This window comes from Vallitalea sp., from assembly GCF_025211055.1.
Classification (GTDB): Bacteria; Bacillota; Clostridia; order Lachnospirales; family Vallitaleaceae; genus Vallitalea.
The window spans coordinates 1-26,828 of the sequence record NZ_JAOARO010000057.1; the positions used below are offsets into that span (position 1 = coordinate 1).

General features: G+C 30.0%; 28 protein-coding genes. 1 reads left to right on the top strand and 27 read right to left on the bottom strand.

The window, feature by feature from the left end; translation table 11 throughout:
* Positions 1–266: 266 nt before the first annotated feature.
* From N4A55_RS07170 to spoIIIAA, 14 genes are all read right to left on the bottom strand, one after another.
* Positions 267–710 (bottom strand): divergent PAP2 family protein, encoded by a 444-nt coding sequence (locus N4A55_RS07170; RefSeq protein ID WP_293754907.1) that lies wholly within the window; start codon positions 708–710, stop codon positions 267–269.
* Between the two features lie 10 nt (positions 711–720).
* Complete coding sequence (locus tag N4A55_RS07175) at positions 721–1,617, bottom strand: polyprenyl synthetase family protein (protein ID WP_293754908.1); 897 nt, start codon at positions 1,615–1,617, stop codon at positions 721–723.
* A 39-nt stretch (positions 1,618–1,656) separates the two neighbouring features.
* Positions 1,657–1,848 (bottom strand): exodeoxyribonuclease VII small subunit, encoded by a 192-nt coding sequence (gene xseB / locus N4A55_RS07180; protein ID WP_293754909.1) that lies wholly within the window; start codon positions 1,846–1,848, stop codon positions 1,657–1,659.
* Positions 1,841–3,061, bottom strand: coding sequence for an exodeoxyribonuclease VII large subunit (xseA, locus tag N4A55_RS07185; RefSeq protein ID WP_293754910.1), 1,221 nt, complete (start codon positions 3,059–3,061; stop codon positions 1,841–1,843). The genes xseB and xseA overlap by 8 nt, the downstream gene beginning before the upstream one ends.
* Positions 3,062–3,075: 14 nt before the next feature.
* On the bottom strand, positions 3,076–3,471 hold the full coding sequence (nusB, locus tag N4A55_RS07190; RefSeq protein WP_293754911.1) for a transcription antitermination factor NusB: 396 nt from the start codon (positions 3,469–3,471) through the stop codon (positions 3,076–3,078).
* A 173-nt stretch (positions 3,472–3,644) separates the two neighbouring features.
* Entirely contained in the window at positions 3,645–4,019 is a 375-nt protein-coding gene (locus N4A55_RS07195) for an Asp23/Gls24 family envelope stress response protein (RefSeq protein WP_293754912.1), read from the bottom strand.
* Positions 4,020–4,201: 182 nt separating this feature from the next.
* Positions 4,202–4,996: a SpoIIIAH-like family protein gene (locus N4A55_RS07200; RefSeq protein WP_293754913.1), complete on the bottom strand. Its 795-nt coding sequence runs from the start codon at positions 4,994–4,996 to the stop codon at positions 4,202–4,204.
* A 2-nt stretch (positions 4,997–4,998) separates the two neighbouring features.
* Positions 4,999–5,601 carry a hypothetical protein gene (locus N4A55_RS07205; RefSeq protein ID WP_293754915.1) on the bottom strand — a complete coding sequence of 201 codons (603 nt, stop codon included), beginning with the start codon at positions 5,599–5,601 and terminating at the stop codon, positions 4,999–5,001.
* Positions 5,602–5,647: 46 nt separating this feature from the next.
* On the bottom strand, positions 5,648–6,265 hold the full coding sequence (locus tag N4A55_RS07210; protein WP_293754917.1) for a stage III sporulation protein AF: 618 nt from the start codon (positions 6,263–6,265) through the stop codon (positions 5,648–5,650).
* 27 nt (positions 6,266–6,292) lie between these two features.
* The gene (locus N4A55_RS07215; protein ID WP_293754919.1) at positions 6,293–7,453 is read right to left on the bottom strand and encodes a stage III sporulation protein AE; all 1,161 of its coding nucleotides are present in this window, start codon (positions 7,451–7,453) and stop codon (positions 6,293–6,295) included.
* Between the two features lie 47 nt (positions 7,454–7,500).
* Positions 7,501–7,887, bottom strand: a complete 387-nt coding sequence (spoIIIAD, locus tag N4A55_RS07220) for a stage III sporulation protein AD (RefSeq protein WP_293754920.1) — start codon at positions 7,885–7,887, stop codon at positions 7,501–7,503.
* Between the two features lie 67 nt (positions 7,888–7,954).
* Positions 7,955–8,149 (bottom strand): stage III sporulation protein AC, encoded by a 195-nt coding sequence (spoIIIAC, locus tag N4A55_RS07225; protein ID WP_293754922.1) that lies wholly within the window; start codon positions 8,147–8,149, stop codon positions 7,955–7,957.
* 45 nt (positions 8,150–8,194) lie between these two features.
* Positions 8,195–8,716, bottom strand: coding sequence for a stage III sporulation protein AB (locus N4A55_RS07230; RefSeq protein ID WP_293754924.1), 522 nt, complete (start codon positions 8,714–8,716; stop codon positions 8,195–8,197).
* A gap of 17 nt (positions 8,717–8,733) precedes the next feature.
* Positions 8,734–9,690, bottom strand: coding sequence for a stage III sporulation protein AA (spoIIIAA, locus tag N4A55_RS07235; RefSeq protein ID WP_293754926.1), 957 nt, complete (start codon positions 9,688–9,690; stop codon positions 8,734–8,736).
* Positions 9,691–9,842: 152 nt separating this feature from the next.
* Between spoIIIAA and N4A55_RS07240 the strand changes: the two genes are divergently transcribed.
* Positions 9,843–10,964: a YibE/F family protein gene (locus tag N4A55_RS07240; protein WP_293754927.1), complete on the top strand. Its 1,122-nt coding sequence runs from the start codon at positions 9,843–9,845 to the stop codon at positions 10,962–10,964.
* A 54-nt stretch (positions 10,965–11,018) separates the two neighbouring features.
* On the opposite strand, the gene N4A55_RS07245 is transcribed toward N4A55_RS07240, so the two are convergent.
* From N4A55_RS07245 to N4A55_RS07305, 13 genes are all read right to left on the bottom strand, one after another.
* A complete protein-coding gene (locus tag N4A55_RS07245) occupies positions 11,019–11,627 on the bottom strand; it encodes an HD-GYP domain-containing protein (RefSeq protein ID WP_293754928.1) in 609 nt (202 codons plus the stop codon).
* Between the two features lie 411 nt (positions 11,628–12,038).
* Positions 12,039–12,596, bottom strand: coding sequence for an elongation factor P (efp, locus tag N4A55_RS07250; RefSeq protein ID WP_293754929.1), 558 nt, complete (start codon positions 12,594–12,596; stop codon positions 12,039–12,041).
* Between the two features lie 149 nt (positions 12,597–12,745).
* Positions 12,746–13,813, bottom strand: a complete 1,068-nt coding sequence (locus tag N4A55_RS07255) for a M24 family metallopeptidase (RefSeq protein ID WP_293754930.1) — start codon at positions 13,811–13,813, stop codon at positions 12,746–12,748.
* A gap of 44 nt (positions 13,814–13,857) precedes the next feature.
* Positions 13,858–14,289: a type II 3-dehydroquinate dehydratase gene (gene aroQ / locus N4A55_RS07260; RefSeq protein WP_293754931.1), complete on the bottom strand. Its 432-nt coding sequence runs from the start codon at positions 14,287–14,289 to the stop codon at positions 13,858–13,860.
* A gap of 18 nt (positions 14,290–14,307) precedes the next feature.
* Positions 14,308–14,811 (bottom strand): shikimate kinase, encoded by a 504-nt coding sequence (locus tag N4A55_RS07265; RefSeq protein ID WP_293754932.1) that lies wholly within the window; start codon positions 14,809–14,811, stop codon positions 14,308–14,310.
* A 19-nt stretch (positions 14,812–14,830) separates the two neighbouring features.
* Positions 14,831–15,688 (bottom strand): shikimate dehydrogenase, encoded by an 858-nt coding sequence (gene aroE / locus N4A55_RS07270; protein WP_293754933.1) that lies wholly within the window; start codon positions 15,686–15,688, stop codon positions 14,831–14,833.
* Positions 15,672–16,190 (bottom strand): YqeG family HAD IIIA-type phosphatase, encoded by a 519-nt coding sequence (locus N4A55_RS07275; protein WP_293754934.1) that lies wholly within the window; start codon positions 16,188–16,190, stop codon positions 15,672–15,674. Before N4A55_RS07275 ends, aroE begins: the two co-directional genes overlap by 17 nt.
* 129 nt (positions 16,191–16,319) lie before the next feature.
* Positions 16,320–18,029 carry a methyl-accepting chemotaxis protein gene (locus N4A55_RS07280; protein ID WP_293754935.1) on the bottom strand — a complete coding sequence of 570 codons (1,710 nt, stop codon included), beginning with the start codon at positions 18,027–18,029 and terminating at the stop codon, positions 16,320–16,322.
* 64 nt (positions 18,030–18,093) lie between these two features.
* Positions 18,094–18,564: a hypothetical protein gene (locus N4A55_RS07285; RefSeq protein WP_293754936.1), complete on the bottom strand. Its 471-nt coding sequence runs from the start codon at positions 18,562–18,564 to the stop codon at positions 18,094–18,096.
* A gap of 34 nt (positions 18,565–18,598) precedes the next feature.
* Positions 18,599–19,051: a hypothetical protein gene (locus N4A55_RS07290; protein ID WP_293754937.1), complete on the bottom strand. Its 453-nt coding sequence runs from the start codon at positions 19,049–19,051 to the stop codon at positions 18,599–18,601.
* 281 nt (positions 19,052–19,332) lie between these two features.
* On the bottom strand, positions 19,333–19,536 hold the full coding sequence (locus N4A55_RS07295; protein WP_293754938.1) for a hypothetical protein: 204 nt from the start codon (positions 19,534–19,536) through the stop codon (positions 19,333–19,335).
* A gap of 253 nt (positions 19,537–19,789) precedes the next feature.
* On the bottom strand, positions 19,790–24,718 hold the full coding sequence (locus N4A55_RS07300; RefSeq protein ID WP_293754939.1) for a DNA repair ATPase: 4,929 nt from the start codon (positions 24,716–24,718) through the stop codon (positions 19,790–19,792).
* 11 nt (positions 24,719–24,729) lie between these two features.
* Positions 24,730–26,748, bottom strand: coding sequence for a flotillin family protein (locus N4A55_RS07305; RefSeq protein ID WP_293754940.1), 2,019 nt, complete (start codon positions 26,746–26,748; stop codon positions 24,730–24,732).
* Between the last annotated feature and the right edge of the window lie 80 nt (positions 26,749–26,828).

The following is a 26,828-nucleotide window of genomic DNA, read 5'->3' on the forward strand; positions in this document are numbered from 1 at the left end:
GGGTCCACGCCCACATGCCATTGTGGATCGCCCTTATGTCTTAACTCCCAGCATAAGCCCGCGACTGGGCGTCACCAGCCAACACCAGGAACTTCATCGATATGCCCTTTTACGGATTTTTAGGCCCGTCTTCAAGATTAATGGTACCAACTAGGATACTGCATCTTTAGTATATCCAATAATATATCATATTTAAGAATAAATCAAGTATCATTAATTAACAAATTTATAAATCTATTATTTAATTTTACCATTTTTATTATAATTTAATTGATTAATAGAGCTATAACAATACCTAAAGCAGCTCCAACTAATACTTCCATATATGTATGTCCAAGCAACTCTTTTAACTGTCCATCAATCTTTAATCTGTAAGACCCTAATGCTTCAACAATGTTATTGATTGCTTTTGCTTGCTTCCCTGCGGCCATTCTAACTCCTGCAGCGTCATACATTACAATAAAAGATATTATCATCAATCCTCCGAATACAGGATCATTATACCCTAATAATTCACCAACTGAGAATGTCGCTGCCATAACTGAGGCTGTATGAGAACTAGGCATCCCCCCAGAACCCATAATTCTATCCATTCTAATTTTCCTTGTTTTTATTAGACATGTAAAGAATTTAATACCCTGTGAAACAAACCAAGCAATAATTGCAGCTAATAAAACTCTATTCTCTGTAATAGTATAAAAGTTCTCCACCAAATACACCTCATTTTTTTCTGTTTCTCAGATAAAAAATAAATTCTTTCAAAAATTCTTTTTCACTGCTATCAAAACTATTTAGATTATCTAAGGCTTCTTCAATTAATTCATTAACTATCTGCCTTGATTCATCAATACCTTTTATAGTTACATAAGTATTCTTTCCATTCTTATTATCACTACCAACTTGTTTTCCTAGTTCTTCTGTTGTACTAACAATATCTAGTATATCATCTTGAATCTGGAATGCTAATCCAATACATCTACCAATCTTTCTAAAATTCTCTACTTTTTGCATGCTACCATTAGCAAGTATTGCTCCAACAGTTAGAGAAGCTTCTATTATAGCAGAAGTCTTATGTATATGAATATAATTAATAACATCCATATTAATATTGTTTTGTATAACATCTGCTACTTGTCCACCAATCATTCCTTTTACTCCAGAGGCTTTTCCTATTTCTTTACAAGCCTTTAATTTCTCCTTAGCTTTTAACTTATTATCTTTTAAACAAGCATCAATCATTATTTCATAGGCACTATTAAGAAGACTATCTCCAGCTAGAATAGCTATATCTTCACCATACTTTTTATGACAAGTCAGTATGCCTCTTCTATAATCATCATTATCCATCGCAGGTAAATCATCATGAATCAAAGAATATGTGTGAATCATCTCCATAGCTGCCATAAATGCATCTATCTCTTTTATATTATTACCGCCACATATTTTATATGCCTCCATCATCAATATAGGGCGTATTCTCTTTCCATTAGCCATTAGGCTGTACTTCATTGCATTATAAACAACATGGTCATATGGTGAAGTGTTTTCTGGCATATACTTCAATAATATCTTTTCTACCACTTTCTGTTTATCTTTTAGCTCATTACTAAAATTCATTACTCTGTTCATTTCCTTCCGTAAAAAACATTACACAATCTAGTTTTCGTTTTGTATAACTTCGATTTCTTTCTCTACTTTATCAATCTTATTATTACATTCTTTTAAAAACATCATGCCTTGTTTATATAGTTCTAGACTTTCTTCAAGAGTTGTTTCTCCTGACTCCAATCGTTTAACTATTTTTTCTAGGCTGTCCAAATTCTCTTGAAAAGTTAATTTATTACTCATAGCTACCCCACTTTCCACTTTCTATATTCTTAACTTTAGCCTCTATTTTTCCATCATGTAATTGTATTAATAGAGTCTCTCCCATATTAACATCTGTTATACTTTTTATCTGACCATTAATATTTTCTATATAAGAATAACCTTTTTCTAAATTGGTTATTGGAGATAACACGCTTAATTTATTTTGTAATAGACTTACATAGTTTTTATTATCATTAATTAATTCCTTAATTCTTCTATTCAATCTATCTTCAAATTCTGTTATATATTGTCTTTCCTTTAATACTCTCATTGATGGACTATTAAAGTCAAGTTTTATTTTATTTAGTTGGGTAGCTTTTATACAGGATTCAATTTTATTATTTATAATATTTGTAAGCTTGTAATTATATTTTTCTAATATACCATCTATTTCATCAAATGCTGGTATAGCAAGTTCTGCTGCTGCTGAAGGGGTTGGTGCTCTAAGGTCAGAAGTAAAATCTGATATTGTAAAATCTGTTTCATGTCCTACAGCTGATATTATTGGAGTATTGGCTTCATAAATAGCTTTTGCGACTATTTCTTCATTGAAAGCCCAAAGATCCTCTATAGAACCTCCCCCTCTACCAATAATAATAACATCAACATCAGTAACCCTATCAAGATATTTTATGCCTTTTACAATATTATTTGTAGCTTCCTCTCCTTGAACAAGGGATGGGTATAACACAATTCCTATATATTTATTTCTTCGTTTCGCTACATTGATTATATCACGAACAGCCGCTCCTGTATCAGAGGTTACTATACCTACTCTTCTTGGATATCTAGGTATCATTTTCTTATTATCCGAATCAAAATATCCTTTTATCTGGAGGTTCTCTTTTAATATCTCAAATTTCTTATATAAGTCTCCCATACCATCTGATTTTATTTGCTGTACATAAAGTTGGAATGTCCCAGCTCTTTCATATACTGAGATATAACCTCTAGCAGTAATGTTAATTCCATCCCTTAACTCGCATTCTATAAAATCACGATAGTTTTTAAACACAACACAGGATATTGCACTATTGGTATCTTTCAACGTGAAATATACGTGTCCTGAACCGTGTATCTTGCAATTGGAAACTTCACCTTTTATCCAAATATCATTAATGACATAATCATTTACAAATATTTTCTTAATATAGGCATTAACCTGTGATACTGAAAAAATACTCTTTTTCATTAATATCACCCCGGTTAGTTTACAACTTTGGCGAGAATTCCATTAACAAATGATGGTGAATGATCCCCGCCATATTTCTTAGCAATTTCTATTGCTTCGTTTATTGCTACATTAGTAGGGATATCTTCGTCGAATTCTATTTCATAGATAGCAACTCTTAGAATACTTACATCTACTTTGGACATTCTACTTATGGACCATTTCTCAGCATTCTTATTAATCATTTCATCAATAGATTCTAATTTTTCAAATATAGATATAGCTTTATGTTTTATATATTCTCTAGCAGTATCACTTGTTTCAAGCTCGTTAAGATATACTCCTACTCTATCAGTAAATCTTTCTTCTTCATTAAATTCAATAGCAAATACTAGTTTAAAAATATGCTCTCTCATGATCCTTCTGTTCATAATGTACCTACCTCCTGGGATTAAATATATATTGAATAAATATTTTTATTACATTTTAATACCCTTAAATATAAATATTTAAGGGTATCTTTATTATACTATATTTAGTTAATTGTACAAGCAAATATTTTAAAAATTATAGTTATAACCTGTTATAGTGGTTATAATCCTATCTATTTGCTTTTTTCTACGTTAACACCAGCTACTCTTATGTTAATCTCATCCACTTCAAGTCCTGTCATAGTCTCTACTGCATTCTTAACCTTTTCTTGAACATCATTAGTTACTTCAGGAATACTGCTTCCAAAATCAACTATCAATGAGAGTTCAAGTGAAACATCTTTTTCACCAACATCAACTAAAACACCTTTTGCCAAGTTCTTTTTACCAAGCATCTCAACTAAATCGCCAGTAAAATTACCTACCATACCAGCAACTCCCTCTACTTCTGTAGCTGCTAATCCAGCGATTATAGCAATAACTTCATCTGCAATATGGACTTCTCCGACTTTATCTTTTTCGTGTATTTTAACTGTCTGTCTATCCATTAATTAATCCTCCTATCTCAGCTATATTTTATTATATGAATTCATTAATGCTATTTTTAATAAAACCATTTCTAGGTTAATTATAACAAATCTTATAGGTTTTGCAAATTATTTTTTCTAATAATTTTAGGCTTCCATGTAGTGTTCCTTACATAAAAGCCTAATATGGTTTCTATATATGTTTATTGTGCTTTAGTAACATCTAATAATGTGATTACAATATTTTCTGCGTCAACTCCTGTTTGTCTCCTCACTACATCTTCTACTTTTGCAAGATCTGCTTGTGATAGTTCTTTTGCATTAATTACTACATCAACTTTATCATCAATCATTCTTACAAATACATCTTTGAACCCTTTAGCTTCTAAGATAGATTCGGCAGCAGCTTCTTTTTCAATTCTATCTTGAAGGTCAATCATTTCTTTTACTGCTTCCACTTTATTTTCATCTTTCAGATTTTGATTGTCTATTACTAATAGATATCCTTCTTTTAATTTTGAATAATCTTGTTCCCTATCAATTTTAGCTTGTAAGAAATAACCTGCTTGTAATGTATTACCACTTGTCAAAATAGCTTCTCCTACATTACTATCATTTTTTTCAGTAGAAGTTTCTTTTGCTTCTTCTTTTTTTTCATCCTTATTATCATTTTCTGGAACAGCTGAAGTAGGCTCAGTTGTTTTGTTCTCTCCTTGTTTCTGTTCCTGTTTTTGCTCTGGCTTAATATTATTTGATGATTCTTGTTTAGATACATTATCTGCATTTTCTTCAACTTTTGCATCAGTATTGGTATTCTCACCATTTGGTACTAATGCTTGTGATGTTGTAACATTATCTTTTTTCTTTTCTTCACTTTGATTATTCAATACTTCTTGTGTAGGAGTACCATCATTTTCTGTAAACTGAAGATATCCCGCTATCGCAATCATAATAACCAAAGCAGTTATTATAATTTGATTTTTTTTAAAAGTTTGCATAATTATTCCCCCTTAATTTGAACCATTTTCATTACTTCTATTTTATGCATAGGAACGTCTAATAATACTTTAGCCGCATTAATTAAGTTTTTTTTAACAAGTATATCATCACCGCCTTCAGCTATTATTACAACGCCACTAATCTCTGGTTCAAGCTCTTTTAATATGATTGGTTTAGTAGAACCATCGGAGTTATTAATCAGTACAGTGGCTTCTTTAGAATCTGTTTGAATGTTTTGTCTTGTTCCACCTTCACTATCTACTTCATCGGATTGTGTTTGTGAACTAGGGGTATCTTTATTTATAATTATTTCACCGCTTGTTTTTAACATGATTATTACTTCAACTTTACCCACTCCATCAATATTAGTGAATTCCTTCTCAAGTCTTTTTTCAAGTTTTTCTTCATACGTTTGGGGATTACTTGCCTTATATGTATTAGGTGCAATGATACTATTATCTACCTTCGTATTATTACTTGGTTTAATAAGATTTTTTGAAAATAATAGAAGCAATAATCCTGTCAAGAACATAATGAAGAGAAAGCTTATTCTTTTTTTATCTTTTTCAGCCTTATTGCCTTTTGTAAAAAAATCAAATTTCATCTTTATCCTCCTGTACTTATAGGTTAAAAACAAAGTGTAAAAACAGTTAACATGTCTCTATAGTAATATGTATATTATTAGAGGACAATTTATAGAAGTTTTTAATTATTTTTTTTATTTTTTTTTCTAATAAAATATTTTCAGATGACCTTAATGTTTGATTATTATTAGATTCTCCAATGAGAACTTTTTCTATTTTTACTCTTTCTACCTGCGGATCTTTCTTTTCAATATATTCACTATTCACTGTAAGATCTATTTCTTTTATAGCACCGTAATTTTCATTATTAATATCTTCTTCAATCTCTACTGAAACATTTTTTATAGAGATTTTTTCATCTTCTAGTAGTCCTTTTACATGATTAATTATCTTTTCTTTATAAATTTTCAAGGTTATTTCATTTTGAATTTCTGAGTATTTGTTTTCAGTTCCCTGGGTATCCGTATAATTGATATTAAACTGATTTTTGATAACATCCAAATTGAATTGTTCCATTATCCCATTATATTTGATTATTGGGTTTATTATTATAATTATCAATATAATTCCAGAAAACAATCGAAAATATTTCTTCATATTTCCATCAGGTATTAGATATTCCAATATCTTAGCTAACAATAAAAAAATAACTATGTTTCTTATAAAACTATAGAATGCTTCCATATTTTCATTCCTTCATTTAATAATATTTTATCTTATGTAAGCTGTAATACTTGTTGCATTCAAGATTATCGTTATTGTGATTATAAATAAAAAAGCGGTAATAATAACTATTCCAAGTAATATGAAACATATATCTCCAACATTGGATAAACAATTAACTATACGTTTATCGGATATTGGCTGAATTATGGCAGATGCAAATTTATATAATAAAGTCACAACAAGTATTTTTATTATTGGTATTAGACATATTACAATGATAATTATCAAAGCTACTATACCTATTCCATTTTTAATTAGAACTGCACACCCTAGAACTGTATCAGCTACACCGCTTAATGTAGTTCCCACAAAAGGAATAGCCGATACTGCAACTTTGACAGATTTATTAGCTATACCATCTATAATAGGTGTTGTAAAACTCTGCATGGTAAGAACTGCCGCAAAAACAATGACAAGTACCTTGATCCCCCAGTTAACTATGTTTTTGAATAGTTCCACCATCTTGGATAGAATACTTTCTTCTGTAATGCTGTTAATTATTTCAAGAACAATAATTATATATACAAAAGGCACTACATATTTTAGAATAATGTTTTCTACCATTCCTATTATCATTAGCATTATTTGGCTATAGAGAAAAGTTGAAGTATAATTCCCCGACAAAGCAGTAGCAGCAAATAAGCTAGGTATCAAAGTTTTAATAAAGGTCTGTAGATTAGATATTACTTGAAGCGCTATAGTATTCAATATATTGTAAGATTTCAGTATTATGGTTGACATCAATAAAAAAACAACAAAGTAGCCAACTTCTCCTACATATTTATTATTAAAAGCAGTAGTAAAATTAGTGAATACTGCTGCTATTAAAGCAATGGCAATAAGTTCTATTATTAATTTTATATTGCCTTTTACTTCTATGAAGATATTATCTAACACTAATCCAAACATATCATTGAAATTAAGGTCCAAATCTCCGCTAATAACTTTGTTGAATGTTTCCCTGAAGTTAATCTTCAACCCATTTTCATTACTAAGTATTTCGTCTACTGCTGATTGAATATCATCATACTCAATAACTCTTTCCTGCTCTGCTAATATACTATCTACTTCTGATGAAGCAAATACACTCATAGATGATAATTTTAAAGCTATAACTATTATCAATAACCATCTAATTCTTCTCATAGTATTCTCCTAATTTATTTAAAACTAATTGACCCTTAAGTAGTAATCTATATTAAGATATTAGTTATCATATTAATGATTGATAGTATTACGGGCATGGATATAATTAATATCATTATTTTCCCTGCCATCTCTATTTTACTTGCTATTGCTTGCTGTCCAGCATCTTTACATAATTGTGCACCAAATTCTGTTATGAAGGCAATTCCCAGTATTTGCAGTAGTATCTTTATATATATATCATTTATGTTGATTAAACCTGTAATTCTAGTTATCAAATCCAGTATTACTCCTAACTTATCAATAACAATAAAGAAGATAACTATACTAGCTGCAATACCTATATAAATACCAAATTCAGCATTACTTTTTTTTAGTACAACTATTAATATAGTTGATACAATACCGATAATAACAACTTGTACAGCTTCCATCAAAACATTCCTTTCAGGTTACCTATATACCATCTATACATCCATTTCAATAAGTTCAATGTATTTTCTACAATTGAAACAACGTCTGTATTTTTTCAAATAGTTCACTTATATATTCCACAATCCAATAAAGGACAACAACTAATCCTGCTAATGTAGTTAACATAGCTTGTTCATCTTTTCCTGCTTTCGTTAATAATTGGTTGAGTACTGCAACCACTATTCCAACTGCAGCTATTTTAAAAACAATAGATATATCCATTATTACCCTCCCCTCAGAATAAGGCACATTAAAAATTATCTTTTGCTATATAAAAAGTACAATAACCAATATACCTCCTAGAACTCCAAGACTTCTATATAATTTATTGTACTTAGCATCATCTTCCATCGTAACTTTTATTTCTTCACCTATTTGCTCTAGGAGCAAATTGATATTATTATTCTGCATTTCTTTATCTAGATAGCCTATATTTTCACTGAATATCATAATATTTTTTATATCTGTAGGATTCAAGTAAGTCCTTTTTAATATTTCTTCAGCTTTTTTTTTCCATACTTCTGTTAATGTTTTTCCTGAATTGAGTTTTAGTTCTTCTGATATGGATTTAAAAAAATCAGCTATCTCATGGTCAAATCTTTTACTGATATCCTCTAAGGCTTCGGGCATTGGAGATAATGAGTAATTGATTTCACCTCTTAACAGAATTAGCGCCTTTTTTAATATTCTAAGGTCATTGCTTCTTCTTATGTAACTTTTACTATAATAAAAACCTAAAAGTGAAGATGATATAAGTATTAGAGTAGCACCTAATATTTTTACAACCATGAAATAACCCCCTTTACTTAATTATCAACAACAATACTTATCATTTTGCCCTGCTTATCATATATCTTCTTTACATCACCAACTCCATTTTTACTTTCTAGAACAATAAAACGTTCTATTATATTCTTATCTATCAATTTTTCCAGTATAGGTTTATTCTTGACTTCAACCAGTGATGATCCATGTACAGTACATATCATCTTGCAACCTGCATTGATAACAAAATCTATGGCTTCTATATCTTCACTGCTCCCTATTTCATCTACAGCAATGACTTCTGGAGACATTGACCTTATAAGCATGAGCATACCTTCAGTTTTTGGACATCCGTCAAGTATATCTGTTCTGATTCCTACATCATTTTGTGGTATACCTCTATAGCAGCCTCCTATTTCGGATCTTTCATCAACTACACCTATGGTTATTCCTGTGTTATTACTTACACCATTTGAGAGCTGTCTTACTATATCTCTTAATAATGTTGTCTTACCACATCTAGGAGGAGATATTATTAGAGTATGATATATTCTGTTTTCTTGAAATATGTAGGGTATAACTTTGTTGGCACAACCTTTTATTTCATGTGAAATCCTGATATTTATGCAGGTTATGTTTTTAATAGTCTTTACTCTATTATTCTCTACTACTACCTTTCCTGCCAACCCAACACGATGTCCCCCATCAACGGTTATATAGCCATTTCGCAGCTCGTCCTCAAAGGCATATAACGAATAGTTGCTTATGAATTCCATAGTATCCTTTAAATCTTTTTCAGTTATGATATAAGCTCTTTTGCTACTTGTTACTAACTTATCTTGGTTTAAAAAGTATTCTTTGTTATCTATTCTTATAATAAGAGGTTTATTAACTCTCAATCTGATTTCTTGCAATAAGTCCAACTGCTCTTTCTTTAATAAGCCGAACCATCCTCGAAGATTAGTTGCTAATATTTTTTCAACAGTTTCTTTTTTCATCACTTGTCCACCTTTCTTAAAACAATATATGCTTGGACAAACTTTTTTATGATAAGAATTTTGTTTAATCATAAACAAACTTAATATCTCATATATTATATAAATCAAAGTAACTATCAACAATTCACTACCCGATAAGGAGCAAATATGTTATGAGAATAATCTATTTATTGATGTTATGTTTATTTATAATAAAACCTATTGATGTTAATTGTACTGAAGAAATAAGCTATGAATGGAAGTACATACATGGAAAAGTCATATCCGTTATAGAGGATACTGTTGATAAAGAAAATTGCATGAGATATCAAAAATTACTGGTGAAATTAACAGAACGAGACTTGACAGGTCAAGCAGAGATTGAAAACGTGATTAATACGGCTTCAATTTATAAAATTGTCGTCAAACCAGGGGATGAAATTATTATTGTATGTAATCAGACAGGTAATACCATAGAAAATGGCAGGGTATATTCTTATGCTCGTGATAAGTATCTAATTTACCTTTTATTAGTTTTTATAGGCGCATTATTACTCTTTGGGGGCAAAAATGGATTCTACTCCATTATAAGCTTGACTATATGTGTTTCTTTAATACTTTTTGGCTTCTTTCCATTAATAATGAAATCATATAATCCAATTATAGTGGTCAGTGTTATAAGCATCATATCTACTTTTATTACATTATCTGTTATTGGCGGTCTCAATATTAAGACATATGCAGCTATTATTGGTACTATAGGCGGAGTGATTGCAGCAGGTTTGTTAACATATTATTTTGGGGCTCTAACACATATTCAAGGTATTGGTGATGAAGATGTTGAACTCTTATCATATTTTACTGAAGGGTATAATCTCAATTTTCGAGATTTGTTGTATGCGGGGATTATTATAGGTGCTCTTGGAGCTATTATGGACGTTAGTATGTCTATTGCTTCTTCTATGGGAGAGCTTTATGAGAGTAATCCTAGAATCGGTAAAGACAAACTTTTTTCTGCGGGTATGCGAATCGGTAAAGATATAATGGGAACCATGTCCAACACACTTATATTGGCTTATGCTGGTAATTCTATAAGCATGATTTTAGTATTTTTCTTGTATAACAGGTCACTAGTACAATTTATTAATTCTGACCAGATAGCTGGAGAGATATTAAGGGCATTGTGTGGTAGTATTGGATTAATATTCAGCATTCCAGTAACTTCTATCGCCTTTATATCCATTAGTAAAAAGCGGAATAATTATATTAAACCAAAAGTAGTTTATAGAAAATAATTGAATATGGAATTAAATAAGGGGCTGTGTAATATTTCCACAGCCCCATTCATTTCACAAGCTCTTTTCCCATTTACTCCATAAACTTTCAATACTATTAACTAAATATGGGTCAAATTGTATTCCTTTATTGGATATTACTTCTTTATGGCATTCATTCCAAGATAAACTTTTTTTATACGATCTCTTAGAAATCATAGCATCTATAGAATCACTTATAGCAATTATTCTTGATGCCAATGGTATTTCCTTTTCTTTTAACCCTTCTGGATATCCTTTTCCATCCCATCTTTCATGATGATATAATACTATGATAGCTATGTCTTTAAGATTCTTAGATTTCATCAATATGTCATATCCCATTCTACTATGATTTTTTACAATATTATATTCATAAGGTTGTAATTTACTTGGTTTATTAAGTATATTATCCGGAATACCGATTTTTCCTATATCATGTAAATGACCAGCAAGATGTAAGTCTTCCAATTCTTTTTTTCCAAGCCCATATTTTTTTCCTATATCATATGCCATATGTGCAACCCTATCAGAATGACCACGTGTATATGTATCTTTTGCTTCTAATGCTCCTATTAAACATTCTATAATATCATGATAACGATGGGATCTTTTTTGTCTTAATCTATCAAAAATATCAATCACTTCTTTCTCATTGGTCTAATAACTTATAAAAGATAAAATACTTGTCCAAATAAACTTATCATATAACCTTTTTATATATGTCAGGAATATAATTGATAGTAATTAGCAATTTCAATAATAGTATAGTTTATATTGTTAAATATGTCAATAAATACCAAAATCTCTTACAGATAAATCAGTAATTGATATTACAAGTAAGTCAGAAAAAATGTTTTGTTCTGACTTGGCTTTTGCAAAATAGTATATGTATATGTTGCACTTGAATAATCTTCAATATAATCACAAAACACTTTTTCTTCTAATGGGCAATAACTACTGGCTATATTGTAATTTTTATTACGAAAACCAAAAGGTGTGTAAAGAGCAAAAAAATAAAAGCCTTATTGGCTTTTATCTATAAATCAAGTGATATTATGCTCTTGATAAGTATTCACCTGTTCTTGTATCGATTTTTATCTTATCTCCGATGTTAACAAATAATGGAACGTTAACACTAGCACCAGTTTCAACTTCTGCTGGTTTTGTAGCTCCAGTAGCTGTATCACCTTTTACTCCTGGTTCTGTATGAATTATATCTAATTCTACAAATAGTGGTGGCTCAATTCCGAAAACTTCTCCTTCATGGCTTAAGATTTTAACCATATCATTTTCTTTAACAAATTTTAATGTATCGCCTATTTGATCGCTATTAATCGCTATTTGGTCATATGTTTCACTGTCCATAAAATGGAATAAATCGCCATCAGTATATAAATATTGCATATCCTTCTTTTCAATATGCGCTTTTGGCATTTTTTCAGTTGGTCTAAATGTTTTTTCAATTACTGAACCTGTTTTTAGGTTTTTAAGCTTAGTTCTAACGAACGCTGCTCCTTTTCCAGGTTTTACGTGTTGAAATTCAATAACAGTGTATATTTGATTTTCATATTGAATTGTTAGACCGTTTCTAAAATCTCCAGCTGATACCATATATAATTTCCTCCCTAACTTTTATCTTTTATAGTGTAAACTAATACGGAATTTTTTTCAATAGTTTTATAATAATTATTAAGATTAATCCACAAAACTCTGCTGTGTAATATACTTATATAACTTATTATAGATAGTATATAGTATAATTATACTAATTCAATTAATTGTTTTGGGGACGATACGAAGTTAATTAGTCCATCTTTGGTTACGCATACTAGGTCTTCTATTCTTACGCCACCAAATCCAGGCACATATATTCCTGGCTCTACAGTAACTACCATATTTTCTGTAAATACATTTTCATCACCGTATGAGAATCTTGGCTCTTCATGTATGAATAATCCTACACTATGACCTAATCCATGCCCAAAGTATTCTCCATATCCTTTATCTGTTATAATATCACGAGCTACTTTATCTATATCTTTACCTACACATCCAGCTTTTATAGCTTCTAGGGCTTTTAGCTGAGCTTCAAGTACTATATTGTAGATTTCCTTTTGTTTTTCACTTGCTTTGCCTACAACAAAAGTTCTTGTCATATCAGAGCAGTAACCTTTGTAGATACAACCAAAATCAAGTGTTACAAAATCACCTTCTTCAATCTTTTTATCAGAAGGCTCAGCATGAGGTTTTGATGAATTAAGACCTGATGCTACGATAGTATCAAATGATAAGTTCTCGGCTCCATTTTTCTTCATACAGGTTTCAATTTCTAATGCCACTTCTTTTTCTGTAACTCCTGGTTTAACAAATTTTAGTATGTATTCATAAGCAAGATCACCAATAGAAGCAGCTTTCTCAATACATGTTAATTCTTCTTCGTCTTTAATCATTCTTATTTTTTCAACAGTATTACCAATAGGTAATAGTTCTATATTCTTCAATCCTTTTTCATATGTAACGAATTCCTTATAGGATATTGTTTCGTCTTCAAATCCTATTGTTTTTGCATTATCTTTGTCTATGATATCATTCAATATTTCTAATAACCCACTCTTTGTGTAATCTATTATGTCAAAGTCAGGACTCTGCTTATTAGCCTGTTCAGTATATCTGAAATCAGTTAAAAGTTTTTTCGTGTTTTTTGATATATATATGTATGCGTTAGAACCAGTAAATCCGCTAAGATATCTTCTATTATAATTGTCTCTAATTAGTACCGCATCGATTTCTAAGTCATCTAGGCTGTTTTCTAATTTTTGTAATCTCATTCTTATCTTCCTTCCTATTTTTATCTTTAGCTAAGTTATATAGTCTATAGTGATACTATCTTTTCTAGTGCAATAATATAACCATCAAGACCTTTTCCATATATTTGCTGTACACATACTGGTTCAATTACTGATACATGACGAAATTCTTCTCTTTCATAGATATTGGAAATATGGATCTCTATGGTTTTTATATTAACTGATGCTATAGCATCTCTTATTGCGTAACTATAGTGTGTATAAGCACCTGGATTAATGATAATGCCATCAACTTTATCAAAATAGCATTGTTGAATCTTATCAATAATCTCTCCTTCCGAATTAGACTGAAATACATCCACTTCAATATTTAATGAGTCAGTAGTCTTTTTAATCATTTCTACTAAACCATTGTAGTCTTTACTGCCATATACACTTTTCTCTCTAATCCCAAGAAAATTAAGATTAGGACCGTTAATAACTGTAATTCTCTTCATAGCATCTTCCTTTTTTAATTATAATAGTGTAATTATCTCTTCAGCAATACTTTCTACATCTTTACCAGAAGTCTGGATAATAATATCTGCCGAACTTAAATATTTGTCTTCTCTGGATTCTAACATCTTGGATATCTTTGTGGCATAATCTTCTGTTTGTAACAAAGGTCTAGTATCATCATTTTTTACATTATTAAGAATGTGTTCAACATCTGCATGTAAAAAGATTACTTTACCTATTTTTTTTAAAAGCTCTCTATTATTTTCTCTTAGCACTATACCTCCACCAGTTGATATAATGCAATTATTTTTATCTACAAGTGTTTCCAATAATTTGGATTCAAGATTACGGAAATAGTCTTCACCATCATTATAAAATATATCTTTAATACTTCTTTTTTCTTCTTTTTCAATTTCTGTATCAGTATCTATAAAATCTCTATTAAGTATTTTAGAAAGTCTTTTTCCTACTACCGATTTACCACTACCCATAAAACCTACTAATAAAATATTTTCTTCCATTGATACACTCCTTTTATCCCTATTGATTAATCAAATCAGTCATAACTTCTTTTAATATCTCTTCTTTGATACTGATATCATTCCAAATTTCATATGATTTGACCCCTTGATAGAATAACATTTGAAAACCATTTAATATTTTCATTCCGTTTCTTTCAGCTTCTTCTAGGAATTTAGTCTTACTTGGATTATAAATCAAATCTACGGCTATATGAAATTTTTTATAGAACTTATCATTTGTTATTGGATTATCATACACATTTGGAGACATTCCTATAGGTGTTGTCTGAATAGCAATATCAAAAGGTGATATTTTCTCAATTTCATCTAATCCTAGTACTTCAGTTTCGACATCGTAATATTGTCTTATATTATTAGCAAGTATTTCGCCTTTTATAACAGTTCTATTAATAATAGTTATTTTTTTGCATTTTTCTCTAGCACAAAGCATTCCTACAGCTTTAGCAGCTCCCCCTGCTCCTATTATAACGATTTTACTATTTTTCAGCTGTATGGAATTATTTATTAGAGATATATTAAGTCCTTCTGCATCTGTGTTATAACCAACATATCCACTCTCAGTATATTTCAATGTATTGACTGCTCCTATTTGTTCAGCAAGGGGTGTAATCTTTATTAGATTATCCATTACTTGCTCCTTATATGGAACAGTTATATTGAGTCCTTGAATGTTAAGTGCTCTAGCACCTTCAATTGCCTTATCTAGCATACCGTTATCAACTTTGAAAGGCACATATACATAATTCATATTTAATTTAGTCGCTAAAAGATTATGGATACTAGGTGAAATAGTATGTTCAATAGGATTACCAATCAACCCTAATATTTTGGTATTTCCATTAATGTTTTGATTCATTCTTTTTTACCCTCTTTAAGTAAGCTTTTATGATTTTCTTTTCAGTATTTCTTTTTATTTTTGTTATCCATTCTTCTTTTTCTGCAATAGGTACAACTAGTATGGTTTTTATTTTTATTCGATTACCACCATAGATGTCAGTGAATATTTGATCTCCTACCAAAACTGTATTTTTCTTGTTGGTTTTAATTGCCTGCATGGCTCTTTTAAGATTTCTAGTCATTGGTTTTAGTGCCTTATGAACAGCAAATACCTTTAACTTTTCGTTAAATGTAGTAACTCTGATTTTATTGTTATTAGAAACCAATGCTACTTTAAAACCAATCTTTTTTATATCCTCAAATAAGTCTATTATCTCTTGATTAGGGTGTTCCATATCATATGGAACAAGTGTATTATCTATATCAAATAATATTCCTCTATAACCTTCATCATACAATTTTCTATAATTTATTTGTCTAATTGAATCAGTGTACTCTGATGGAAAGAATCTCTCTAACAATTATATCACCCTTAAATTTTATTGAATTATAGTGTTATATCATTATGATTATATCAATATAAATACAACAATACAAGTTTTTTAAAAATAATCCATTTCTGAAATTATGAAAGACACCCTTAAGGTGTCTTAATCATAAATAGTAAATTCGGTCATTGCATCATCAAGTTCTTTAACTATTTTATTAAGATTTTGTGATTCATGTAAGATTGCTTTTTCTCCTTCATTTACTTGATTAATTTCTTTAGTAATTCCATTAACCGAACTAATTGTACTTGCCATCTCTGAATTAGTTTTTAATATGGCTTTTTCCATCTCCCCACTAGCTTTTGCTTGATTAGATGTCAATAAGGATATATCATTAGATGCATTTGATATAGTTTCCATAGAGGTTAATACTTTTTGTATTTTATTAGCCGTTAAGGAAGATTGTTGATTAGTTTTGTTGGATAGATTAGAATTATCTAGTATTATTTCATTAAATTTAGATAATTCTTCAATTATGGAATTAGATAATGCTGATACATTATCAGCTTCTTTGTTAGTTTCTTCTGATAGCATCCTAATCTCTTCTGCTACTATTGCAAAGCCTTTTCCAGCTTCGCCTGCTCTTGCAGCCTCAATAGAAGCATTAAGTGCTAATAAATTTGTTTGAGAAGCAATATGAGTTATAGTTGTTACAAATTGTTGTATGTTTTGTATATTGCTAGACAAAGCATTGGCTTTTTTAATAAGGTTATCTGAGGAGTCTACTACTTGATTTGATAAATCAAGTGTGGATTCTACATAATCTACTATTTCATTTGCATAAGTAGTAGCAATATGTACTTGCTTTGAAACATTATCAGTTTCAACAGCAGCATCATTAGAACCTTGTGATATTGAATTAATCATAGCCAATACCTCTTCAGTTTGTTTTCCTAAGTGATTTACTTGTACAATAACACTGTTTACATAATCTTCTACGTTATTAATATTTTTACCAGATGAATAGATAATATGATTAAACTTTTCAATACTACTTTTTATATTTGACGTTGTGTCAGACATAGTTATATGATATTTTTCCATAAAAGTATTTAATACATTTTTAATTACTGAAAGTTCATCTTTAGAATTATCTTTAAATCTATAAGAGATATCTAGTTTTTCGCCTACGTTCTTAATATCATTAACCAATTCTTTTAGTGGAACTATAATAGATAGACTTGTGGCAAAGCTAATTATTATAGCAAATATAACTACAAGAATAGTTGAAGCAATTGTATAATTAATTGATAATTCAACACTATCAAAATATATTTTTTTATTAGTTTCAGCAGTTTCTTCACTATATTTTGCTATACTCTCAATACCACTGATTACATTATCGGCTTTAGTTTTTGTATCTTGTTCATTTAAGAACCTAATTATTTCCTTATCTCTTTTACCAGCACGCAATTCTTTAGCAAGCTTATGAATGACTTCTTCGTATTGGACAAAGGCAGTTCTTACTTTTGATAATAATGCTTTATTCTCAGAAGTATTAGCTGTTTTTTCATATTCATTTAATGAATTAGTAACTTTATCACAGTTATCAGTCATAGCTTGAATGAATTTCTCATCACCTGTTGTAGAACGATAGAAATTAATTATTATTTGATGCATATAGAAATTTGCTTTATCAGCTGTCAAAATACCGTTAGTTCCTTCATTAACAATTTTAGTTACTTGTTGGTTTCTGTGTCTATTATTACTTATTTGTAATAATGACATTGCACAATATAATATTGTAAACAGTAAAACAACAATAATAAGTCTGTTCCTAATACTAGTCCTTCTTAAGAAATTAAAATTCATCCTTAGTTCTCCTTTAATCTAATAGTATTTAAATAGAATACAAATAGCACATAATCCTGTTTTTCTAATTGTATTTTTTTGGATATAATTGCAAATCTTTTGTATCGTCACTATTATCCGCATAGACATTTACGTTATTATTATTATCTATACTGATACTAAAATGAGTATAACCACCTTTTTTCATTTTTATTATTGGCAATTGGTTTATTTTAAAACCTTTTAATTCTTTTATTAATGCATTTATAAATCTATCATCTATATCCTCTGAATTTACAATAACTTCTTTATTAACATTCAACTTATCTATAAAATAATTTTTGAATTCATCATTACTTTTTATTATATTCTCAGCTGCATGACCTAAAAGCGTTGCATTAGATATATCTGTATTTCTTTTTAATTTGTATATTTTATTAATCTGTCTAGGAACAAAAATAGCGATAAGTACAGTCAGTATAACTATTACGACTACTGCTTCTACATAAAAATATGTACTTTTATTCTTTAGATAATTACCCAACCGTTTCTTCATATGTAATGTCCTCCATTAAAATTCCCTCCTTATACTATTCTTCAGCAAGAGATATTTTAAATTCTTCAGATTTTCTTCCTAATTCATTATTATATACTACTACCCATAAATATCCAAGACCATCTGAAAATTCTTCTTGTTTTAATATAAACTCTGCTTTATCATCCTCTATAGAGCCTGAAGTTACTAGCTGTTGATATTCACTGTTATCACTTCCTGATGGAACAAAATATACTTCTGCATCTGTTGAATTACCATCTACTGATGCTGTTAATTTGGTATTGTTATAAATAGTTATGAAACCAGATTCATCTTCTAATAATTTATTTCCTGACTCATCTTCAAATAATATGTTTTCTATATCTGGGGGTTGTTGCTCTAGTAATTCTTTGTATAGTGTCATATATTTATCGTTATTATTAGACGAACATGCAGTCAACGATAATACCATAGTTCCTATGGTAACTATTTTTTTTAATGTGTTCATGTACTCTCCTCCTAATAATTCTCATACAGTCCTTAATAACTTATAGAATCCTTAACCTTATATATAATTAATTAACTCCCAACATACTTCAGATTATATTATCAAGTTCATAATAAAATAGTTTTGCCAGTTATTACTGATTTTAATAATAACTGCTATAGTATTATAAAGGATAATATAACATATTTTATAATACTATAGCAGTTATGTCAAATTATGGATTTTAATTTGTATACTTAATTATAGCTTTTATTGCTAATAGCTGGAATTATCTTAATTGTTTATTTATTTATTCCATTATATTTTAGTAACTTTTTTATAATTGATATAGAGTCTACCATCTTATCTTCTGGAACATTCTCTTTTAGTTTATTGATAATAGCTTCCGCATATAGTTCAGTTAATATATTGTTAATTTTTTTTTTGCAATCGTTTTCTTTATTGTCAGGGAATTTCATTATGACTTTGATATCTTTTTTGTTCAAAGAAATACTCCTTGTTTATATGTGTTAATAAATATATATGTGGTAGATAGTGAACTAATTAATAAAATATGATTTACTCACTGCTACATATTCCCATATACTATCTACACTCTGTAGTTCAGATTATATAATATTTAATTTGTTGTATTATAAAATAAAGTGGGGTTGTCGGATAATACATTTTTAGTAACATCCCAAAAAAATATTATCTGACAACCCCTTCTTCTGATGAATCTTTTTTTAATATATTAACTTAATTTATTTTACTTCCAGATAAGATATCTTTAATCATTTCTATGTTGTCTGTAAGATTACTTAAAACTCTTACAGCTTGACCTAATTTGTCATCGCCTTTTATAAGTTTATTCTTGAGGAATATAGATTTTATTTCATCAAGACGTTTTTGTTCTTCACTATTCAGGCAACCGACAATTTCTTTCCACTTGAGCATGTTAGCTTCGGCATCAGAGGTTAGTGTCTGGGAATCATTTTCGTAACTTGCCAGTATTTTATGACTCAATTCTTCGTCATTCATTATAGGTACAATCTTTTCTGCTATTTTATTCATGTTTCTATAAGAACCTTGAAGTTTGAAAGGTGGTTCATTTCTATATTCATCAGCCATAGCTGCAGAATAAATGTATTCCATGTTAACTTTTAGAACTATATCTCTGACTCTAAACAGTTTTTCTATAACACTAGTGTACTCATTAAGTTCATCTATGGAGTAATTGTTCTCAAGATTAACAGTTTCTCTTTCAGCTCCGTTAGCTAACTCAATAAGACCATATATATCTTTTTGACTCCTGCTTGAGAGTTTACTAAGTACAGGATTAGAGGTTAAACTGTTTTCAATGAAACTAAGCTTGAAGGCTTCTTCGTTTTCTCTAAGCATATCTCCAAGATTATAGACATCAGCTCTATTAGAAAGCATATCTGGTATCTTGAATTTTTCACCACTTTCGGTATAAGGATTACCTGCCATTACCACCGCTACTTTCTTACCTCTTAGATCATATGTTTGCCCAATACCATTATATACTCCTTCAATCTTTCTTTGTCCATCACATAATGATATGAATTTCTGTAAGAATTCTGGATTACAGTGCTGGATATCGTCAACATATATCATGACATTATTTCCCATCTTAAGTGCAAGATTGAGTTTTTTGAGTTCATCTCTGGCACTAGTATTATTTGCTTTTCCTGGATCTAATGATGTTACATCGTTACCAAGTGAAGGACCATTAACCTTAACGAGTATAATACCAAGTCTACTTGCTATATACTCCATCAAAGTAGTCTTACCATATCCTGGTGGAGATACTAATAATAGCATTCCCATTAGGTCAGTCCTCTTATTTTCTCCTATGACACCTATCTGCTTAGCAAAATTGTCTCCAATAAGAGGTAAATATACTTTATCAATCAGCTTATTCCTAACGAAAGATGAAAGGACTTTTGGCTTGAATTCATCGAGATTGAGTTCTGTTTTAAATTCTTTGATAAGTTCCTTCTTGATATCTTGGAATTTGATATAGTCATTTACATTAACTTCACTATAGTATTTTAATTTATTCATAAATCTAGTATAAGCTAAATTGTATGTTCCTTCGTTAATTACATAATGGCTACCAACTAATTCGGTTATGGTTATCTTGGAATCCACATTGATAACTCTACCTAAATTAGCATCGTTCTCAATTAATAATACAATTACTTCATCAAGTAACCCTGCCAATTCATCCTCATCTATACCTTCAAATCCATTAGTCTCTATTCCATAGGCATTAACCCATTCTTTTATTAGATAAAAAAGACCTTCTATATCATCTTTACTATTTTTGACAGATAGTTGAAATGTTTCTAGGGCATTTTTCTCTCGTAGATAACTAATAAATCCATCATATGTTTTTTTAGCTTCTCTGCTGACTACGAAATCTTTATTTTTCATGATTTCCTTACAGAGATATTTGGCTGCATCAGGTATATTCTTGCTATCAAACAGTACTACATTGTTATAGGTGTTTTCAAGTTTTTCTACTATATAAGGTATATAGCTCTCCAAATTAGGTGATGTATTAAAATATTCACTGACTTTAGCTAATTCTCTTAACCTTAACGTCAATAGTTTTTTCGTATCAGCATCTATTAACCTATTCCAAAATAATCTAGCCAAAGCCCTAACCTGACTACTATATATTAACAAGTCTATGTTCTGATTAAGTTCAAGTAATGCTTTTAATATCTTAGCTGCATCACTATCATGTACCCCTTTGGTATAGCCTTCTTGATATCGTGGTTCCATATATTTTTGAACAATTTCCACCAATTGAGTTTCACTTTTAGAGTATAGCCCATCCAAGCTTTCATACTGTTTAGTATTTGCTGCTCTAAATACCAAATAAGCAAGGTATTCACCTCTATATACATCTCTATTTTCTGATACAATACTTTGTGAAAAAACATGTTCATATCTACTTATATCCTCATAAACCACTTTATCCCAGAAATCAGTACCTGTTATATGATAATATAATTCATCATCTTTTTGTACAATAGACAAATCAATGGCTGTTGTGTTAACTGAAAAATGATGTTGTCCTAATTTTATAACATTTTCACCATTAACATAAAGTTCTTCTTTATCCTTTAATTGACGGATAGCATCTTCTTTTAATTTTTTCAGTCTTGAACTAATCTCATCTGCCTTGACATTGTCTCCTAATTCTCTTAACTGAGAAATAATATCTCTAACCTTCTCAGCCATAATGTCAGTAGCAAGATATCCATTAATCTTTTCCACTGAATCATAACCACCTAGCCTGTTGGTTATTCCTTTTATGATACGCTCTGAAGAGTTAACAAGTCCTAGTATACGTTTATTCAACTTATCTATCAATGCCTGCTTTTTACTCTCAAAAGCAGTATATAATTCTTCTCGTTTTTCACCTAGCTTATCTATATATTCATCAAACTCAGCGAATTTACCTTCTAATTCTTGTATCTGGACCATAACTTTATTAAGATATTGATCGCATTTTTCTACTGTATCAGAGACATCAAGATAATTAACTACAGCCCTGCTAAGTAATTTCATTTGTGAATTAAACTGAGTAGTCATTTCGCTTTTCGTAAATTGCTCAACTCTGGTTTTTAATCTTGCTTTAGCATTGTTGATTAGAGAAAACAAGGATGAAATTTTATCAATGATTTCTGTAGTCATAGTTGGGTCTTCAATCTTAAAATTACTTACAATATCTATCAAAAGTTCTAATTCAGCACAAGTTTCATCAATCTTTTCCCAGAGTTCTTTTCCCTCTTTTGATTTGTTTACCTTATCAACACTATCTTGTAATTCTTTTACTTTATCAGCGTAAGGTTTAAGACCTTCAGGCTTAATTATGAACTCAACACATTTTTTAGAGAACTCCTCATTCTTCTCTTTAACTTTCACATCTAATGAATCAACGAATGGTATATCTGTATATCTTAGGTCTCTTAGTGAAACAATCTTACCTCTAAGATTTCTAATATCAGCTAATACCTTAACATATTCATTTATACTATCAAATGTACCATATTCCAGTTTTTTGAGAAGTTCTTCTGCCTCATCTGAAACACTGCTTATTTGCTTCTTTGTAGCTTTTTTGATTCTTACTACTTTTTCGAATTCACCAATAGCAAATGTTGATGTCTCCTTTATAGATATAAGTACTTCTTTTAAGTTATATACCTCTTTTTTATCAAGCCAGAAGTAAGAATCTATTAATTGTTCCGATTCTTTTACAATATCAATATATATACTCTGATAGCTCTCGCCTTTTTGAATGAGTTTATATACTATCTTACATTCAGCCATACAGTTTACAATATCCTTATTGCCGATGTTAAATAAGATAGAGTCATTTTTACTCTCACTTACATAATTTTTCCCAACATAAGGCGTTTGCCATATCTGTATCATATGATTTTTTCTAGGCTCTTCTTCATTTTTGAATACTATCATCTCACCATTATTAAAATGTGAGTATCCACTACAGACAATAGGTGTATCTATTGTTTGTTCAATTATGTTATATGAATATACTAGATATATACCGCTATCAATGTTATAAAAGATATACTGATAATCCTCTCCGTTAGATGAGCTAATCATCTGATCAAAAACTGAATTATGTGCTGGTACATCAAATACTTTATATTCACCGTTCTGAAGATAATAACCCTGTGGGAATATAAGACCATGATTTCCAGGCAGGAGCATACATGTATCTTTTATGGAATCAATCCTTACAACATTTTTCAACTTATTGTTGAATATGAAATACCTGTAATCATTCTCCTTGTATGGCTTAATCTTAAGTATTATTATCTGGTCTAAATCCGCATAAAATATTTCAGCATCATCAAGATTCTGGTCCTTATCCTCAACATCTTCAGAATATATCCCTTTACCTGTTTCTGTATTATCTTCTACTTTTATTGTCAAGTCTCCACCGATAGTTTCTACAAAAACTTTATCAAGAATAGAGACATGTGGATGTATACCTGTTCTTTGGTCATCTCGTGATGCTTTAACAAACTTGAATTCGTTTTTCCCAATAAATTTAACTTCATGGTCACTTCTACAATCTACATATGTTAATCTTCCATCTTCTATGAGCCACTTGAATACTTTGATGTCTGTAGCATTTTTCCCGGTCTGGAAAACCATATAGAAGTATGGTTCAATTATAGTGAATTTAGCAAAAAACGTATTCTTATAATACTTGTATAGTTCATCAAAATCTCTTAAAAACTGTTCATCACCTATTAACTCAAGTGTCTGTTTCTGGAATGTACGATCTTTATACTGATAAATAGAAAATACATCACTAAGTTCCACCCTGGATTTTAGTCCGATATGAACATTGTAACCAAAGATAAAGAAGTCATCCACTGGTGCCATATCTCTAGGTATACAATTATTCTCGGTTATAATACGTTCACTTCCAAGAAGCTTTGTTTCAATAGAACCAAAGACTTCTTTTCTAACGGAATTAAGTTTGTGGACACGTTCTTTTAAATCAGTTCCTTGTTTTACAAGCCTGTTCTTAATAACTTCATATGTACCATTTTCCATATCGTTATTATCATTTTTAGTTTTTATATTTATATCTTTATTATCTTTAACATCCAATATCATCTACCTCATTTACGTGTAGTTTCCATCATTTTTGCTGGCAAGTCAGCAACTCCTGCCTTATTAACAGTATCTAATAGTTTACCTAACATTGTTTTGTCTTCACCATTAGCATTTTTCATCATTTTATTAACAGCTCCAGCTATTGATAGATTCTTTAAGTCTTCAGATGATAAGTTAAATCTACCTACTAATTCTTGTAATTGTTTCTTGAAGTAATCTGGGTCTCCTGTTATAAATGTTTCTTTTATATCACTAAGTACTTCACTATTATCAACTAAACGGTCATATGATTTACCTCTTGTAATGGAACCAACAATTTTATCAAAGAACATAGTTTCGCCACCAACAATATCAATCTTAGCTGATTTGAGTGCTTCTGTGATAACAGCTGCTTGTGAACTCGCTATATCTTTTTGGATATTGATATCTGCAAGTGCAATTTCTTTTTCTTTTTCTAGTTTGAGTTTGAACTCTTCATGTTCTTTTCCTACTTCGTCTAATGCTTTCATGCTAGTAGCTTTTTCTTTGATTCCTTCTGCTTCTGCCAAATATTTTTTCTTCAAGATATCTGCTTCAACATTTCCTTCTTTTTCTTTTACATCAATCTTAGCAGTTTCTCCTTTTGCCTGTGCTAAAGCTTTTGCTTCGATAACTTTTGCCTCAGCTATACCACTAGTTGATTCTTCAAGTACCTTAGCATCAACAATTACTTTTATGGATTCTGCTTCTTTTTGTGAAGCTTTTAGTTTTGCGTCTGCATCAATGATTGTTTTTTCTGCAATTCTCTCAGCAGCTTGTTTTGAAGCTTCTGCTGTCTTAACTTTTATAATGAGATCCTTCTCTGATTGCTCTTCTGCCTTTTTGATTGCTACAGTTTTATAACGATCAGCTTCAGCTATTGCACGTGTATCTTTTATCTTCTCTTCTTCAACAACAGTATCTTTCTCAACTGCCACTCTTTCTCTTATAACTGACTGTATGTCTTTCTTTTGAACTTCTACCTCTTTTTCTTTTTCTATAGTTGCAAGTTCAACTAACTTTTCTTTTTCAGTTCTTTCTAGTAATCTTTTTCTATCTACTCTTTCAGCCTCAACCGCTTCTGTACTTTCTTTTGCTTTCATAGCCACAATAACTTGTCTTTCTTTATTTTGTTCAGCAACCTCTATCTCTTCTTCAGTTTTAACTCTTGCCATTTCTGACTTGAATCTCTCTTCTTGGGCTACTTTTTCAGCTTCTGCTGTTTCTCTAGAATTAATAATCGCAATTTCTCTTTTTTGTTTTGCTTCAGCTTCTGCATTTTGTTTCTCAAGTTCTAATATAGCCTCTCTTGCAGAGACATCCTGTTGTTTTATAGTTTTTTGTTTATCTCTTTCTATTTGATTAGCTAAGATTCTTTGTTCTGCTGTAAGTTCAGTTATTTTTTTGATACCTTCAGAATCTAGGATATTATCACTGTTTAGAAGGCTAACATCTGTCTGCTCTAGATAATCTATAGCAGCATCATCCATAACATAACCATTTAGATCTGTTCCTATAATCTGTAGAATTTCATTTTTGAAAGTCTCTCTTTCAGTATATAACTGAACAAAATCAAATTTCTTACCAACTGTTTTTAATGCTTCTGAAAACTTGGCATCAAAGAATTCCATCAAAGTTGTTGGATCAGATGCTTTTTGACAACCTAATAACTGAGCAACTTTCAATACATCTTCACGTGTTTGATTAACTCTAACAAAAAAAGCAACCCTTATATCAGCTCTTAGATTGTCTTTACAAATCAAACCATCTTTTCCTTCTCTTGCTATTTCTACTCTTTTAACTGAGATATCCATTACTTCATATCTATGAACTATTGGTACTACAAAAATACCACCAAAACATACTATTGGACCACCAACACCATTTCGTACTATGACTTTCCCTTGTTCTACTTTGTGATAGAATCTTGAAAATAGTGCAAGTAACCCACCAACAACTATTACTACTACTCCTATAATGGCTAATACAATTTGAACTGAATACATTTTAACACTCCTTATTTTTTACTGAGATATTTTAATTATTGAAACTAATATTCCTTTTAATAGAATTGTAGATTTTTAAT

Bases quoted from the DNA above. Each gene is read 5' to 3' on its own strand.
- N4A55_RS07175 (WP_293754908.1), bottom strand. From the start codon at position 1,617: ATGAATTTTAGTAATGAGCTAAAAGATAAACAGAAAGTGGTAGAAAAG.
- xseB (WP_293754909.1), bottom strand. From the start codon at position 1,848: ATGAGTAATAAATTAACTTTTCAAGAGAATTTGGACAGCCTAGAAAAA.
- xseA (WP_293754910.1), bottom strand. From the start codon at position 3,061: ATGAAAAAGAGTATTTTTTCAGTATCACAGGTTAATGCCTATATTAAG.
- nusB (WP_293754911.1), bottom strand. From the start codon at position 3,471: ATGAACAGAAGGATCATGAGAGAGCATATTTTTAAACTAGTATTTGCT.
- N4A55_RS07195 (WP_293754912.1), bottom strand. From the start codon at position 4,019: ATGGATAGACAGACAGTTAAAATACACGAAAAAGATAAAGTCGGAGAA.
- N4A55_RS07200 (WP_293754913.1), bottom strand. From the start codon at position 4,996: ATGCAAACTTTTAAAAAAAATCAAATTATAATAACTGCTTTGGTTATT.
- N4A55_RS07205 (WP_293754915.1), bottom strand. From the start codon at position 5,601: ATGAAATTTGATTTTTTTACAAAAGGCAATAAGGCTGAAAAAGATAAA.
- N4A55_RS07210 (WP_293754917.1), bottom strand. From the start codon at position 6,265: ATGGAAGCATTCTATAGTTTTATAAGAAACATAGTTATTTTTTTATTG.
- N4A55_RS07215 (WP_293754919.1), bottom strand. From the start codon at position 7,453: ATGAGAAGAATTAGATGGTTATTGATAATAGTTATAGCTTTAAAATTA.
- spoIIIAD (WP_293754920.1), bottom strand. From the start codon at position 7,887: ATGGAAGCTGTACAAGTTGTTATTATCGGTATTGTATCAACTATATTA.
- spoIIIAC (WP_293754922.1), bottom strand. From the start codon at position 8,149: ATGGATATATCTATTGTTTTTAAAATAGCTGCAGTTGGAATAGTGGTT.
- N4A55_RS07230 (WP_293754924.1), bottom strand. From the start codon at position 8,716: ATGGTTGTAAAAATATTAGGTGCTACTCTAATACTTATATCATCTTCA.
- spoIIIAA (WP_293754926.1), bottom strand. From the start codon at position 9,690: ATGAAAAAAGAAACTGTTGAAAAAATATTAGCAACTAATCTTCGAGGA.
- N4A55_RS07240 (WP_293754927.1), top strand. From the start codon at position 9,843: ATGAGAATAATCTATTTATTGATGTTATGTTTATTTATAATAAAACCT.
- efp (WP_293754929.1), bottom strand. From the start codon at position 12,596: ATGGTATCAGCTGGAGATTTTAGAAACGGTCTAACAATTCAATATGAA.
- N4A55_RS07255 (WP_293754930.1), bottom strand. From the start codon at position 13,813: ATGAGATTACAAAAATTAGAAAACAGCCTAGATGACTTAGAAATCGAT.
- aroQ (WP_293754931.1), bottom strand. From the start codon at position 14,289: ATGAAGAGAATTACAGTTATTAACGGTCCTAATCTTAATTTTCTTGGG.
- N4A55_RS07265 (WP_293754932.1), bottom strand. From the start codon at position 14,811: ATGGAAGAAAATATTTTATTAGTAGGTTTTATGGGTAGTGGTAAATCG.
- aroE (WP_293754933.1), bottom strand. From the start codon at position 15,688: ATGAATCAAAACATTAATGGAAATACCAAAATATTAGGGTTGATTGGT.
- N4A55_RS07280 (WP_293754935.1), bottom strand. From the start codon at position 18,029: ATGAATTTTAATTTCTTAAGAAGGACTAGTATTAGGAACAGACTTATT.
- N4A55_RS07285 (WP_293754936.1), bottom strand. From the start codon at position 18,564: ATGAAGAAACGGTTGGGTAATTATCTAAAGAATAAAAGTACATATTTT.
- N4A55_RS07290 (WP_293754937.1), bottom strand. From the start codon at position 19,051: ATGAACACATTAAAAAAAATAGTTACCATAGGAACTATGGTATTATCG.
- N4A55_RS07305 (WP_293754940.1), bottom strand. From the start codon at position 26,748: ATGTATTCAGTTCAAATTGTATTAGCCATTATAGGAGTAGTAGTAATA.